At 76.5% G+C, this 13,980-nt stretch carries 13 protein-coding genes; 3 read left to right on the top strand and 10 right to left on the bottom strand.

The window, feature by feature from the left end:
* Window positions 1-33 precede the first annotated feature (33 nt).
* From IHE55_RS23755 to IHE55_RS23740, 4 genes are all read right to left on the bottom strand, one after another.
* The gene (locus IHE55_RS23755) at window positions 34-534 is read right to left on the bottom strand and encodes a hypothetical protein (RefSeq protein WP_197990881.1); all 501 of its coding nucleotides are present in this window, start codon (window positions 532-534) and stop codon (window positions 34-36) included.
* A 179-nt stretch (window positions 535-713) separates the two neighbouring features.
* On the bottom strand, window positions 714-920 hold the full coding sequence (locus tag IHE55_RS23750; protein WP_197990880.1) for a hypothetical protein: 207 nt from the start codon (window positions 918-920) through the stop codon (window positions 714-716).
* A 258-nt stretch (window positions 921-1,178) separates the two neighbouring features.
* Window positions 1,179-1,961: an aminotransferase class IV gene (locus IHE55_RS23745; RefSeq protein WP_197990879.1), complete on the bottom strand. Its 783-nt coding sequence runs from the start codon at window positions 1,959-1,961 to the stop codon at window positions 1,179-1,181.
* The gene (locus IHE55_RS23740) at window positions 1,904-3,133 is read right to left on the bottom strand and encodes an MFS transporter (protein WP_232266748.1); all 1,230 of its coding nucleotides are present in this window, start codon (window positions 3,131-3,133) and stop codon (window positions 1,904-1,906) included. Before IHE55_RS23740 ends, IHE55_RS23745 begins: the two co-directional genes overlap by 58 nt.
* A gap of 287 nt (window positions 3,134-3,420) precedes the next feature.
* Between IHE55_RS23740 and IHE55_RS23735 the strand changes: the two genes are divergently transcribed.
* On the top strand, window positions 3,421-3,873 hold the full coding sequence (locus IHE55_RS23735) for a winged helix-turn-helix transcriptional regulator (protein WP_197990878.1): 453 nt from the start codon (window positions 3,421-3,423) through the stop codon (window positions 3,871-3,873).
* 357 nt (window positions 3,874-4,230) lie between these two features.
* Here IHE55_RS23735 and IHE55_RS23730 read toward each other — a convergent pair whose 3' ends face one another.
* Window positions 4,231-4,896 carry a response regulator gene (locus IHE55_RS23730; protein WP_197990877.1) on the bottom strand — a complete coding sequence of 222 codons (666 nt, stop codon included), beginning with the start codon at window positions 4,894-4,896 and terminating at the stop codon, window positions 4,231-4,233.
* Complete coding sequence (locus tag IHE55_RS23725; protein ID WP_197990876.1) at window positions 4,863-6,149, bottom strand: sensor histidine kinase; 1,287 nt, start codon at window positions 6,147-6,149, stop codon at window positions 4,863-4,865. Before IHE55_RS23725 ends, IHE55_RS23730 begins: the two co-directional genes overlap by 34 nt.
* Window positions 6,150-6,325: 176 nt before the next feature.
* Here IHE55_RS23725 and IHE55_RS23720 point away from each other — a divergent pair, with 176 nt between their 5' ends.
* The gene (locus tag IHE55_RS23720) at window positions 6,326-8,218 is read left to right on the top strand and encodes an FtsX-like permease family protein (protein ID WP_269671501.1); all 1,893 of its coding nucleotides are present in this window, start codon (window positions 6,326-6,328) and stop codon (window positions 8,216-8,218) included.
* A 136-nt stretch (window positions 8,219-8,354) separates the two neighbouring features.
* On the opposite strand, the gene IHE55_RS23715 is transcribed toward IHE55_RS23720, so the two are convergent.
* The 3 genes from IHE55_RS23715 to IHE55_RS23705 all read right to left on the bottom strand — a co-directional run bounded on the left by IHE55_RS23715 (window position 8,355) and on the right by IHE55_RS23705 (window position 12,270).
* Window positions 8,355-10,001, bottom strand: coding sequence for an MFS transporter (locus IHE55_RS23715; RefSeq protein WP_197990875.1), 1,647 nt, complete (start codon window positions 9,999-10,001; stop codon window positions 8,355-8,357).
* Window positions 10,002-10,653: 652 nt separating this feature from the next.
* Entirely contained in the window at window positions 10,654-11,334 is a 681-nt protein-coding gene (locus IHE55_RS23710; RefSeq protein ID WP_197990874.1) for a TetR/AcrR family transcriptional regulator, read from the bottom strand.
* 318 nt (window positions 11,335-11,652) lie between these two features.
* Window positions 11,653-12,270, bottom strand: a complete 618-nt coding sequence (locus tag IHE55_RS23705; protein WP_197990873.1) for a CE1759 family FMN reductase — start codon at window positions 12,268-12,270, stop codon at window positions 11,653-11,655.
* Between the two features lie 474 nt (window positions 12,271-12,744).
* Here IHE55_RS23705 and IHE55_RS23700 point away from each other — a divergent pair, with 474 nt between their 5' ends.
* Window positions 12,745-13,290, top strand: coding sequence for an NADPH-dependent FMN reductase (locus IHE55_RS23700; RefSeq protein WP_197990872.1), 546 nt, complete (start codon window positions 12,745-12,747; stop codon window positions 13,288-13,290).
* A 155-nt stretch (window positions 13,291-13,445) separates the two neighbouring features.
* On the opposite strand, the gene IHE55_RS23695 is transcribed toward IHE55_RS23700, so the two are convergent.
* On the bottom strand, window positions 13,446-13,913 hold the full coding sequence (locus tag IHE55_RS23695; protein ID WP_197990871.1) for a VOC family protein: 468 nt from the start codon (window positions 13,911-13,913) through the stop codon (window positions 13,446-13,448).
* Window positions 13,914-13,980: the final 67 nt, after the last annotated feature.

Genomic DNA, 13,980 nt, shown 5'->3' with positions numbered 1-13,980 from the left:
CGCGGGGGTGTGCGCGGGGGTGTGAAAGGCCGGTCAGCGCGCTCCCTTGTCGACGAGATGGGGCAGCGCCCGGCGGGCGGCGGCGAGGGCGGCTTCGACGGCGGGCGGCTCCCGTCCCATGAGTTCGGCCGCCTCGGACGTTCCCAGCCCGAGCCGGCGGCACAGCAGCACGCTGTCGGCGCCGGTCCGTGGCAGTGCCCGGTACAGGGCGGTCACGTCTTCGTCCGGGGGCGGGTGCCCGTCACGGTGGCGGTCGATCTGGCGGTGGAGTTCGGCCCAGATGTCCGCGGCGGGACTGGGCCGGCTCAGCAGCCGGTGCCAGTCGGCGCGGGCGAAGTCGAGGGTGGCGCGTACCACGTCCCGTGCCGCGGCGGTTCCGCCGAGACGGACACGGGCGTAGCGGGTGTAACGGGGCTGGTTCCGCTCGGCGAAGGCGCTCAGCCCCAGCTTCGCGATGGCGGCGGGTGCGGCCGGCACGGGCGGGTGACGGCGGACGCCGCCGGGCGGCACACTCGATCGAGGGGTGGCGGACATGAGGCGCTCCTCGGGCCTGCGGGACCGTGCGACGCGTCCTGGTGGCGCGGTGCCACGGGTCGTGGCGGCACCGGCGGCGCCCCGCACCGTGGTGGCACGGGGCGGGCCCACCCGGGCCGCGGCGTGCCGGGACCCCTGGGTGACGTGCCCTCCGGCGGGCCGGACGGGGCGGGGCACGCTCAGGACGCGGGCGGACCCGGCCGTGCCGCGGCGGTGTCCGTGACGAGCGCCCGGAGCAGGATCAGGGCGGCGATCAGGGCGCCCGGCCCGGCCGTCGGGCGGCCGCCCCGGGCACGGTTGAGCCCTACGGGAGAGAAGTTGAGACTGGTACGGTGCATGCGCTCGGGGGGCAGCTGCCGGCGCCCTCGGCGAACGGGCTCGCACATACGGAATTCCTCGGGTCCGGTCGTCCCCGGGGCCGTGGTGACGCACGCCCCCGGGCGGGCGCTCCTTCCGGCGCCCGCGACGAAACTACCCCGCGGGGAACGCCGTTCGGCCCGCCGGGACCGTCGTGAAAACTCATTCTTGTCGCACTTAACGCACCGATCACATACGGGCGGGATGAATTCATCAGGCGTTCGCGAAGGGCGGCGAAAGCGGCGGTCTCATTCACTCCGGACGGTCACCCCGGCCCGGGGCCCGCGCTACGGGATCTCTCCGGGAATGGCGGCGTAGGTCTCCTGGAGCCGCGCGAGGACCGGGTGGCCGGCGGGGAACCCGGTGCCGTCGATCGCCGACAGCGGACGGACGCCGATGCCGGCGTTCGTGGCGAACGCCGCGGCCATGCCGGCGGCCTGCTGAGGGGTGACGGTGGTGGAGCGGTGGGCGGCGTGCCGGCGGAGCAGGGTCATGGTGACGCCGGGCAGCACCGGGGCCTGGGGCCACACCACCGTGCCCTCCCGGTCGACGAACCCGACGTTCCAGGTGACGCCCTCGGAGACCAGTCCGTCCCGGCCGACGAACAGGGCGTCGTCGTAGCCGGCCCGCTGGGCCGCCGCCCGGGCGTGCAGGGCGCCGAAGAGGCCGGTGTGCTTCACCTCGGGCAGGTCGCGCTCGTACACCACGGTCCTGACCCGCAGCGGTGGCGGGGGCAGCGCGCCGGCCGGCCGCACGGTCACCAGGACGCGCGGCTCGCCGGCGGCCGCGGGGTGTCCGATGTCCGCCGCCGGGTCGTAGACCGTGACCCGGACCACGCAGGGGCGGGGGTGCCCCTCCAGTCCCTGCCGGACGTACGCGCGGACGCGCCCGGTGTCCAGGTCCGCTCCCCACACCGTCGCGCAGTCCCGCACCAGGCGTTCCATGTGCAGCGCCAGGCCGCGCACCCCGCCGTCCGCCTCGACGCGCAGGGTGGTGAAGTGGCCCAGGTTCGTCAGCGCGAGCGGGAGCACGTCGGCCGCGGACACCGGCCTTCCGTCGAGAATCGCCATGGCGCCCAGCATGGCAGGGCGCCCAAGCCGGCAGGGCGGCCACCGCGGCGGGCACGTCCCCGGACCCCGGCGCCCAGGGCGCACACCGCGCCCCAGCCGGCGGCCGCGTACAGGGCGGTCGCGGCGATGGCACCGGTCGCGCTGCCGACGGCGTAGCAGATCATGTAGCCGCCGATCAGACGGCTGCCCGCGTCCGGGTGGAGCGCGTAGATCAGCGTCTGGTTGGTGACGTGCACCGCCTGCACGGCGAGGTCGAGCAGGACCACCCCGGCGATCAGGGCCGCGAACGAGTCACGGGTGAAGGCCAGCGGCAGCCAGGAGACGGTGAGCAGGGCCAGGGCGGTGCCGGTGGTCTGCCGGGAGAGCCCGCGGTCGTTGAGCCGGCCCGCCGCGGTCGCGGCCAGGGCGCCGGCCGCGCCGATCAGCCCGAGGGCTCCGATCGCGCTGTGGGACAGGTGGTACGGGGCCTCGCTGAGCGGCAGCGCGACGCTGCTCCACAGGGTGCTGAAGGCGGCGAAGACCAGCAGGCCGAACAGGGCCCGCAGGCGCAGCAGCGGTTCCCGTGCGAACAGGGCGACCGTGGAGCCCAGGAGCCGCCCGTAGCGCAGCGGCGTGGGCGGGGTGCCGCCGTGGTGCGGCAGCACCCGGTACAGGACCAGGGCGAGTACGGCGGTGAGCGACGCCGAGGCGAGGTAGACGGAGCGCCAGCCGGCGAGGTCGGCCAGCACGCCGGACGCGGTGCGGGCGAGCAGGATGCCGACGACCACCCCGCTGGTGACCAGTCCGACGACCCGGCCGCGACCGGCCGGCGGGGCCAGGGAGGTCGCGAAGGCCACCAGCGTCTGGGTGACGACCGCGCACAGACCCGTCGCGGCCATGCCCGCCAGCAGGACCGTGGCGGTCGGGGCGGTGGCCACCACCGCCAGCGCCACGACGAGCAGGAGCAGCTGGGCCACGACGAGCCGCCGGCGGTCGGTCACGTCGCCCAGCGGCACCAGGAGGAACAGCCCCAGGCCGTAGCCGGCGTGGGTGAGCGTGACGACCGCGCCGACGAGTGCCGGGCTCATCGACAGGTCCTGGCCGATGGTCACCAGGAGCGGCTGGGAGAAGTAGACGTTGGCCACCGCGGCCCCGCAGGCGACCGCGAACAGGGCGACGACACCGCGGGACAGGACGAACGCGGCGCCTTCCCCGGCCGGGGCCGGGGGGCGGGCGGATGCCGGGGGCGGACCCGGGACCGGGGCCGGAGCCGCTTCCGGAGCCGCTTCCGGGGGCAGCGGTCGGGGGCCGGTTCCGGGGGCGGGAGGACGGGGCGGGGGTCGGTCGGGTCGCGGCGTCACGGTCGCCGGGCATCGGCGCTCCTAGGGGTGCATGGTTTCAAGTTGCTACCAGTGAGTGATGACGGCGACGCTAGACCGTCTTGGTAGCATGTTGCAACCATCAGGAGAGTGAGGACGCCATGGTGACCAGAACGCGCCTGGACGACAGCCCGTGTCCCGTCGCCCGCTCGGTGGACGCGATCGGCGACTGGTGGTCCCTGCTGATCGTGCGGGACGCCTTCGACGGAAGCCGGCGCTTCGGGGAGTTCCAGCGCAGCCTCGGCGTGGCGAAGAACATCCTCACCGCGCGGTTGCGCACCCTGGTCGCCGGCGGTGTGCTGGAGTCCGTCCCCGCCTCGGACGGCAGCGCCTACCGCGAGTACGTCCTGACCGCGAAGGGCCGGGCGCTCTTCCCGGTCGTCGTGGCGCTGCGCCAGTGGGGCGAGGAGTACTTCTTCGGTCCGGACGAGCCGCACTCGCGGCTGGTCGACCGCGAACAGGGGTGCGGCCTGCGCCCGTTGGAGGTGCGCGCCGCCGACGGGCGGCTGGTGGGTCCGGACGACACCACCGTCCGCAAGGTCTCCCCCGGGTGATCCGCACCGCGCCTCCGCGTCTTTGCGGTTCGGCGCCTCAGCGGGTCGGCAGGTCCGCGCCTTTGCGGGGCGGCGGGTCGGCGATCCGGCACGGCCGGTGGTCCCGTTCCGGGGCCGGTGTGCGGTCGTGCGGCACGGAGGGCGCGCGCTCCGCGGCCCGGCGGGCCCGGTGCCGCCGGGCAGGAGGAGCCGGCGGCACCTGGACCTCCGGCCCGGCACCGGGACGGACCGCGGCACCGGAGCGGGCGGCGCGGGAGCCGAGCAGCCCGGCGCCGAGGGCCGCTTCAGGTGCGGGGGCGGGTCAGGCCCGCAGGACGGGTTCGGGCGCCGAAGGCCGGTTCGGGCGCGGGGGCTGCTTCAGGCGCGGAGGAACTCCAGCACCGCCATCACCCGGCGGTGGGTCTCCTCGGCCGGGGGCAGGTCCAGCTTCATCAGGATGTTGCCGATGTGCTTGCTCACCGCGGCCTCGGACACCACCAGTTCGCGGCAGATCGCCGCGTTGGACCGGCCCTCGGCCATCAGCGCCAGCACCTCCCGCTCGCGCGGGGTCAGCCGCTCCAGCGGGTCGCGGCGGCGGCGCAGCAGCTGGCGGACCACCTCCGGGTCCACCACGGTGCCCCCGGCCGCCACCGTGGCGACCGCCGTGAGGAAGTCGTCGATCTGGCCGATCCGGTCCTTCAGCAGGTAGCCGACGCCCGAGCCGTCCCCGGAGTCCAGCATGTCGGCGGCGTAGGAGCGCTGGACGTACTGGCTGAGGACCAGCACCGGCAGGCCGGGCCGCCGCTCGCGCAGGGCGACGGCCGCGCGCAGCCCCTCGTCCGTCTGGCCGGGCGGCATCCGCACATCGGTGATGACCAGGTCCGGGGTGTGCGTATCGACGGCGGCGTGCAGGGCGTCGGCGTCGCCGACCGCGGCCACCACCCGGTGGCCGAAGCGGGCGAGCAGGCCGATCAGCCCCTCGCGCAGCAGCACGCCGTCCTCGGCCAGGACTATGCGGAGCGGGTCGGGCTCAGTGGGGTGCAAGGGATCTCCACGCGCAGCAGGGTCGGGCCGCCGGCCGGGCTGTCGACGGTCAGGGCGCCGTCCACCACCGCCACCCGGTCGGCCAGCCCGGTCAGTCCGGTGCCGCCCGCCGGGTCGGCGCCGCCGGACCCGTCGTCCGACACGTCGATCGTCAACAGCCCGTCAGCGTAGCGGCCCTCGACCCGGGCGGCGGTGGCACCGCTGTGCCGGGCGACGTTGGCCAGCGCCTCACAGACCGCGAAGTAACCGGCCGACTCGACCGCCGGCGGCAGTCGTCCGGGCAGGTCGAAGCGGACCTCGACGGGCACCGGTGAGCGGTCGGCGGCGTCCGCGCAGGCGTCCGGCAGGCCGCGGTCGGTGAGCACCTGCGGATGGATGCCGTTGATCAGCTCCCGCAGTTCGGCGAGCGCCTCGCCCGCCTGCCGTTGCGCGGCGGTCAGCTGGGCGGCGAGCGGGCTGCCCGGCGGGGCGTCCAGCCGGGCCAGCCCCAGCGTCATGGACAGGGCCACCAGCCGCTGCTGGGCGCCGTCGTGCAGGTCGCGCTCGATCCGGCGCCGCTCCGCCTCGAAGGCGTCCACCAGCCGGGCCCGGGAGCTGACCAGTTCACCGATCCTCAGCTCCTGCCCGCCGGGGGACAGCAGCAGCCGGGCCAGGGCCGCCCGGCCCGCCGCCACCACCGTCAGCGGGTACGCGGCCAGCGCCAGCAACACCGGCGCGGCCAGTCCCAGCGCGCCCGCCACCGCCGGGGAGTGGACCTCCCACAGTTTCAGCACGTGCACCTGCTCGCCGTCCAGGAGCAGCATCGGCAGTGCCGCCAGCAGACAGGCCGGCACCCCCAGCGCGCACGCGACCACGATCAGGTCCACCGGCCACAGCAGGAAGGCCGCCAGCACCGTGAAGCCCAGCTCCCGCCAGGTGGCCGGCTCCCGGTAGCGCAGCCGTACCCAGGCCGACAGCCCGGGGCGGTCCGGGACGTGGTGCGGATCGGCCACCCGCGTGCCGTCCGGCAGCCGCAGCAGCCACCGTTCCCACCGGGCGTACCCCACCCCCGACAGGGCCAGCGCCGCCAGCAGCGGCAGTCCCACCAGCACCACCGCCAGCACCCCGGCGACCACCACCGCCAGCAGCAGCCCCACGCACAGCAGCACCCCGGACACCCCGGTCACCAGCAGGTAGCCCGCCGCCCGCCACGGGAGCGCCGTGCGCAGGAACTCCGGGCGCCGCAGCGCGTGCCGGACACCGTTCCCGCCCATCGGTCCCCTCCTGTCCCCCGGCCGACCGCCGAGCCGCTCCCGGCCCGTTCCCGCCGGGTGCTTCGCCGGCGCCCACCCTAGGCACCACTCCCCCGTCGCGCGGTAGGGCGGGCTCTACCTTCGACAGTGACCCGGGCCCCACTGATCTCCCGGCGCCCGGCCGGTTGGCTTGCGGCATGAGGATGTTGCCGATCGCCTGGAAGTCCCTCCGCGCCCGCTGGGTCTCGCTCATCGGAGCGTTCACCGCCCTGGCGCTCGGGGTCGCGATGATGACCGTGATGCTGCTCGGGCTGGCCACCGCGATGGGGCTGCCCGGCAGTGAGGAGGTGGTCTCGCTGGTGTCGGCGCTGGGCACGGCCGGCGGGGTGAGCGCCTTCGTGTCGGCGTTCGTCATCGCCTCCACCTTCTCGTACGCGGTGGCGCAGCGCCGGCGCGAACTGGGCCTGCTGCGTCTGGCCGGGGCCACCTCCGCCCAGGTCCGCCGCACCGTGCTCATCGAGGCCCTGCTGCTGGGGGTGGTGGCCTCCGCCACTGGTTGCGTGCTCGGCCGGATCGCGGCCCCGCACCTGGTCCGCCGGCTCGGCGAGGTCGGCATGGCGCCGCCCGGGATCACGCTCGGGCAGCAGCAGTGGCCGCTGCACGCCGCGTTCTGGACGGGGCTGCTGGTGGCCCTGGGCGGCGCGGCGGTGGCGGCCCGCCGCGCGGGCCGGGTGGGCCCGCTGGACGCGCTGCGCACCGCGGACCTCGACACCGGGGTGATGACCGCGGGCCGCTGGTTCTGGGGGCTGGGGCTGCTGCTGACCGCCGCCGTCCTGGTCGTCATGTCCCTGGTCACCGAGCCCGCCGAGCTGCTGCGCCGCAAGACCTACACGGTGCGGCCGATGGTGCTGATCTGCGCCTGCGGGCTGCTCGCCCCGGTGCTGGCCCGCCCGCTGCTGGGCCTGGTCACCCGGCTGCCGGCCCGCTGGACCGGGTACGCCGGGCGGCTGGTGGGGGGAAGCGCCCGGGCCGCGGTGCGCCGTACCGGTGCCGTCGCCGCGCCGGTGCTGGTGTCGGTGGCGCTGGCGGGCTCGCTGGCCGGGGCGCTGGGGACGGTGGGCGCGGCCCGCACCGCCGAGGCCCGGGCCCGGACCGCCGCGGACTTCGTCGCGGTACCGGACGCCGCGTCCGCCGGCGCGCTCACCACCGCGCTGCGCGCCGTCCCGGGGGTCACCGTCTCCCCCACCGCGCCGACCGCGCTGTCGGTGGTGGAGGCGGACGGCACGGTGGTCAGGTCGGAGGCCCGGACCGCCGAGCCGGCCGCCCTCGCGGCGACCACCCGGCTGCCGGTGGCCGCCGGGTCGCTGTCGGCGCTGGACGACGGCGCCATCGTGCTGCCCCGCGAGTGGGGCGCGACCCGTCCCGGCGCCCCGGTCGAGGTGGTGCGCGCGGACGGCAGCCGGACCACCCTGCGGGTGGCCGCCGTGCTGCGGGACGGCCTGGCGGACAACGGGTTGTACGTCACCGCCCGCAACGCCCCCGGCGCCCGGGTCGACCGCCTCGACATCAAGCTCACCGCGGCGGCCGACGGCACCACGCCCGACCGGCTCCGCGTCGCCGCGCACCGGTTCGGCACCACCCTCGCCACCCGGGAGGAGTGGCTGGCCGCGACCGACCCGGCCGCGAGCCGCGTCGCCTGGCTGCGGACCGTCCTGGTGCTCGGGCTCGCCCTCACCTACACCGGCATCGCGCTCGCCAACACCCTGGTGATGTCGACCGCCGACCGGCGCCGTGAACTGGCCCTGCTGCGCCTGGCCGGCGCCACCCGGGCGCAGGTGATCCGGCTGGTGACCGCCGAGTCGGTGCTGGTGGTGGCGGTCGGCGCGGTGCTGGGCTGTGCGGTGACGGCCGTCCAGCTGGGCACCATGCACGCCGGTCTGGCCGTGCTCTCCGTCGACGCGCCGCTGACCGTGCCCTGGCGCCCCCTCGCCCTGGTGTCCGCGGGGGGCTTCCTGGTCGCGGCGCCGTGTGCGGCACTGGCCGCGGCCTGGGCGCTGCGCCACCGGCCGGTGACGGTGGCGGGCCGGTGAGGTGCGCCGCGGACGGACCGGCCCCGGACGGCGGGCGGCCCCGGACGGCGGGCGCCGTCGTCCGGGGCCGGTGGGTGGCGGGTGCCGCCGGACCGAGGGCCGGTGGGCCCGCGCGGGGCCGGTGGGGGCCGGTGGTTCAGCGCGCCGCGTCGCCGTTCCGCACGCCGCCGTTCCGCGCGTCGCCGTTCTCCGCGTCCCGCGCCGACGGTGCCGGCTCCTGCTGACGGTGGCGGCCGGCGGACCCGCGCCGGGGCAGCACGAGGAGGACGAGGAGCGTGCCGGCGGCCATCACGAGGCCGCCGATGAGGCTGGTCCGGGCGACGCTGTGGGCGAACGCCTCGTGCACCGCGTCGGTCAGGGCCTGGGCCTGCCGGGGGCCGGCGGACGGTTTCCGCGCCAGTTGCTCGGCGACCGCGAGGCCGCCGCCCACCGATTCCCTGGCGGTCTCCAGCGCGGCGGCCGGGAGACGGCCGCCGGAGAGGGCGGTCAGTTTGTCCTCGTAGGCGGTGCCGAGCAGCGAGCCGAGGATCGCGATCCCGAGGGAGCCGCCCAGCTCCATGGAGGTGTCGTTGGCGCCGCCGCCCACGCCCAGCTCCGCCTCCGGGAAGGAGCCCATGATGGTGTCGGTGGCCGGGGAGACGCTCAGGCCGATGGCGAAGCCCAGCAGCAGCATCGGGGCCAGGAAGTCCGTGTAGCCGGAGTCCGCGTCCACCCGGGTGAGCAGCAGGACGCCGGCGGTGCCGATCACCATGCCGGCCGTCACCATCGGCTTCATGCCCAGCCGCGGGGTCAGCCGCCCGGTGACCGCGGCGCCCAGGAAGACGGCTCCGGCCAGCGGCAGCAGCCGTACGCCGGTCTCCAGCGGGTCGTACCCGAGGACGAACTGGAGGAACTGGGTGGCGTAGTAGATCGCGCCGAAGGTGCCGAAGAAGAAGAACAGCACCGCCAGCATGGCCCCGCTGAACGGACGCCGCCGGAACATGCGCACCTGGAGCATGGGGTGGGGGTGCCTCAGCTCCCAGGCCACGAAGGCCGGCAGGCCGGCGCCGGCGACCACGGCGGCGGTGACCGGCCCGGGGCCCCAGCCGAAGTGCGGGCCCTCGATGGCCGCGTAGACCAGGCAGCCGACGGAGACGATGGACAGCAGCCCGCCCACGAGGTCGATCCGGCCCATCCCCTCGGCCCGGGACGGCGGGACCAGGGCCAGGGCGCCGATGACGGCGGCGACCGCGACCGGGACGTTGATCAGGAAGGTGGACCCCCAGGCGTGGTCCTCCAGCAGCCACCCGGCGACCAGCGGCCCGACGGCGATGGCGAGGCCCGAGGTGGCGGTCCAGACCGTGATGGCCCGCGCCCGCTCCCGCCGGGGGAAGATCGCCACCAGCAGCGAGAGGGTGGCGGGCATGACGACGGCGGCACCCACGCCCATCACCGCCCGGGAGGCGATGACGAGCGCGGTCTCCCCCACCAGGCTTCCCAGCACCGAACCGCCCGCGAAGATCACCAGACCGGTGACGAGCGCGCCCCGGCGGCTGTACTTGTCCCCGATCGACCCCAGGACCAGCATCAGCGCCGCGTACGGGACGGTGTAGGCGTCGATCACCCACTGCAGGTCCCTGCCGGACAGCCCCAGGTCGTCGGTCATGTCGGGCGCGGCCACGATCAGCGATGTGTTCGCCATGACCACGATCAGCAGACTCAGGCAGAGGACGGTCAGCGCCCACCAGCGCCGTGGGTACGGCCCGGTGGTCTGATCCACAGGTGTGCGTGCGAGGAAGGGCACCGGAGACTCCTAGCGAGATGCGTTCGCCCGTCGATGTGCAGCTTCTTTTCTTGCCCATCGTTGGGCAAATATTCCCGTGGGCTGCCTCTTTCCCGGGGTGGGGGCGCCGTCGCACTCCCGGCCGCGGTGCCTCCGGGCGGGCTCCTCCCCCGCTGCGGGGGCGTTCGCGGTGCGGCGGAGGCCCACGTGCGGGGCGGGGGCGGTCCCGGCGGCCGTACGGGGGCCGTCCCATGGGCCGTACGGGGTCGGTTCCGGGGCACCGCTGCGGGCGGCCGGTCCCGCCGTCGTGCGGGTCCGGGTGCGCCCCTCCTGGCATCAGAGCACGGCCCCACCGGGGATGCGCCCCTGCGGGCGGGGCCGTCGCGGTGCGGCGGAAGGGGCCGTTCGTGGGCACCGGAGAGGGCCCGGCGGAACCGGGGCGGGAGGGCCGTTCGCCGGGCGCGGCTCGTCCGCGAGCGCCGGAAGGCCCGGCGGAACCGGGGCGAGCGCCGTTCCCGGGCGAGGGCTGTTCGCCGGGCGGGGCGCGGCCGTTCGTGTGTCGGATGCGGGCTGCCGGCGAGGTGGGGCCCGCGGCCGGCCGGGGCACGGCGTGCGGTCGCCCGTCGGCGACTCGTACCGGTGGGCCGGGCGGGTCGGTCCGTGGGAGCGGGGCTCAGCCCGCGTCGGCGGCCCCGGCGGCGGGGGCTGCCTGGGCCGCGACGGGCTCGCCGGTGGCCGCGCCGGCGACGTCCTCGACCACGGCACGCGCCCGTGGCTCCGCCACCCCGGCGGCGACCAGCGTGGCGACGGCGGCCCGGGTGCCGTCGTCCTCCAGCGCGCCGTTGTTGACCGCTTCCAGGAGGGCCACCACCATCGCCTCCAGGCCGGCGCTCAGCGCCGCGGGCGGCAGGTGGGCGGGGAAGACACCGTCCCGCTGCCCCCGCGCCAGGATGGCCGTGACCTCGTCACGGGCCGGCCGGAGGATCTCGGCCACGCGTTCGGCGCCCAGGTCGTGCCGGGCCAGGGCCAGCAGCAGCCGGTAGCGGTCCCCGACCGGCCAGGTGGCCAGGGTGAGGTGCGCCAGGGCCCGCTCGGCGGGCTCCGCGGGCCGGGAACCGGCCGCCACCGCGCGCCGCAAGGTGTCCGACGCCTCCTCGGCGAGCGCCTCCAGCAGCGCCGCGCGGCCCGGGAAGTGGCCGAAGAGGGTGCGCCGCACGACGCCGGAGGCCCGGGCCAGCTCCTCCAGGGTGATGTCGGGGTTCCGGCCCAGCTCCCTGCGCGCGGTGGCCAGGATGCGGGCCCGGTTGGACCGCGCGTGGCTCCGCCGGGGCTCGCGGGCGGCGGACTCGGGCACGGACGACCTCGGTGGCTGGGAAGGGGCGGGCGGCGGCCTCATTCTGGCACGGCGGGCCGGTGGTGCGGCGGGTCCTCGGCGGGAGGGCGGCTCCCGGCCTCCGGGCGACCGCGGGCCGGGCCGGGGCGCCAGGACCGGCGGGTCCGCGCCGGCCGGCCGTCCCGGCGGCGCCCGCTGCCGGGGACTCCACGGCGGGGCCGGAGACGCGCCGTGGCGTACCGGCCGCTTCGGCGTCGGCGCGGCGGGGCCGGCCGTCGGCGGGTACCTCCGGCGCACCTGCCTCGGCGCCGTCCCGCTGCGCCGGCCACCGCCGGGGCGTCAGGAGTCGCCCAGCAGCTGGTCCATCGACACCAGGTCGGCGGTGAAGGGGTCACGCCGCCGGCGGCTCCCGCACCCCTGGACCAGCCGGGCGTAGTCGGCCGACGCGGCCTTCACGCGGTCCTGGAGGGCGCCGCCCGGGCGGGCCTCCTCGGAGCCGAAGTCACTGGTCGCGGCGTACACACCGCGCGGGGAGACGATCGCGTGCAGATAGGAGAACATCGGCCGCAGGGCGTGCTCCAGCACCAGGGAGTGCCGCTCGGTGCCGCCGGTGGCGGCGATGAGCACCGGCATGTCGGCCAGCGTGGCCTCCGGCAGCACGTCGAAGAAGGACTTGAACAGCCCGCTGAAGGAGGCGTTGAAGGCCGGGGTGACCGCGATGACGCCGTCGGCGCCGGCGACCGTCTCGAACGCTTCCTCAAGGGGCGCGGAGGGGAATCCCGACAGCATCGCGTCCATGACGGCGTGGCCCAGCGGGCGCAGTTCCACGAAGCTCGTCCCGACGCTGTGGCCCAGGCCCTCCAGTTCGCCGCGGACCGCGCCTTCGAGGCGGTTGGCCAGGAGCCGGGTCGAGGACGGCTCCCGCAGGCCGCCGCTGATGATCGCCAGTTTCGTCATCCTGCTCACCGTTCCGCTGTCTTCGGCGCTCCCGGCGGACGGCCCGGGGCCGCGTCCCGGGCGGCTGTGCGGCGCCGGGTGGGTGGCGCGCCGGGCGTCCCTTCGGGGCCCCGGACGAACTCGTCCCAGCGTAACGGCGAACTCCGCGCGCCGCTCCCGGCTCCGGTCGCCGCCGGACGGGCCGGACGGGGTCCCGGCAGGCGCCCGCCCGGGGACCGGTCCGGCGGCCGCCCCGCCCGGAGCGGTCCAGGCCCCTTGCCCCGGCCCGCGCCGGGCCCGGAGGGGCGCCCGTGGTGGCGCCCCGCGGCGGGCCGGGCCATCCTGTGAAGTCCGCGGGGGGTTCGTCCGCGGGTCCCCGGCGGCAACCGGTGCCGGGCCCGCCCGCCCCGGGACACCGGCACGGTGCGCGCGCACGGTGGCCGGCGGCCCGGGCGCCGCGAACGGGAGGAACACATGGACGGTGGCGCCACACGCGTGCTCGGATTCGCGGGCAGTCTGCGCACCGGCTCGTACAACCGCATGCTGCTGGAGGCCGCCCGGGAGCTCGCGCCCGAGCGGATGAGCATCGGCGTCTTCGACCTCAAGGACATCCCGCTCTACAACTACGACGTGGAGGAGCGCGGCGACCCGGAGCCGGTCGCCGCCTTCAAGCGCGCGATCGCGGACGCGGACGCGCTGCTGATCGCCACCCCGGAGTACCAGCAGGGCATCCCCGGGGTGCTCAAGAACGCCCTGGACTGGGCCTCCCGCCCGCCGCGCTCGTCGGCACTCCAGGACAAGCCGGTGGCGATCATGGGGGCGACCCCGGGGATGACGGCCACCGCCCGCGCCCAGGTCCAGCTCCGGCAGGCCCTGGCCTACAACAGCAGTTACACGGTGCTCCAGCCCGAGGTCCTGGTCGGCCGCGCGCACGAGCGGTTCGACGAGGACGGGCGGCTGACCGACGAGACGGCCGGGAAGCTGATCCGGCAGCTGCTGCTGAACCTCGCCGATCTCACCCGCCGGCTGCGCACCCCCTGACCGCCCGCGACCGTCCCGGCCGCCCCTGGCCGTCCGGCACGGTGGCCCCGCGGGCGGCGGCACGGGCGCCGGCGCACCGCCGCGCCGGTACGGCCACGACCGGCACCGGCCGGGCGAACCGGCCACCGGCGGTCCGGTCGGCCCGGTCAGCCCATTCAGCCCGGCCCGGCGGACGGTCCGGCCGGTGGATCGGCGAAGACGCCCCGGAGCATGCCGGTCGCCTGGCCGACCTCGATGAGGTAGCCGTCCGGGTCCCGGAGGTAGCAGCGCAGTTCCGCCTTGCGGTCCAGCGGCTCGGTGAGGAACCGGGCGCCCTTGGCCCGGGCACCGGCGTAGAAGGAGGCGATGTCGGCGACCCGGACGTTGAGGAAGCCGGACTCGGCCCGCCCCTCCTCGGGCGGTGCCAGGGTGACACCGGGCTTGTCGGGCGTGGGGCCCCCGCCGGGGTTCATGATGATCCAGCTGTTGGCCACCTTGACGATGGCCGGGTTCTCCTCCAGGACCACCTCGCCGCCGAGGATCTCGGCGTAGAAGCTTCTCGACACCGCGACATCACGCACGGTCAGGAAGTGGGTGAGGACCAGGCCCTGCTGGGGTGCGGGCAGGTCACCGGGGGTTCCCATGGCAACGGCTCCCTTCGGCAGCGGGTGCATCGGGGTGCGGCGCCGGGCGGCGCCCGCCGGGCGGGTA

The sequence above is a fragment of the Streptomyces pactum genome (assembly GCF_016031615.1).
Lineage (GTDB): Bacteria > Actinomycetota > Actinomycetes > Streptomycetales > Streptomycetaceae > Streptomyces > Streptomyces pactus.
Note: the sequence above shows the minus strand (reverse complement) of the source record. Positions and strands in the feature narration are given on the sequence as shown.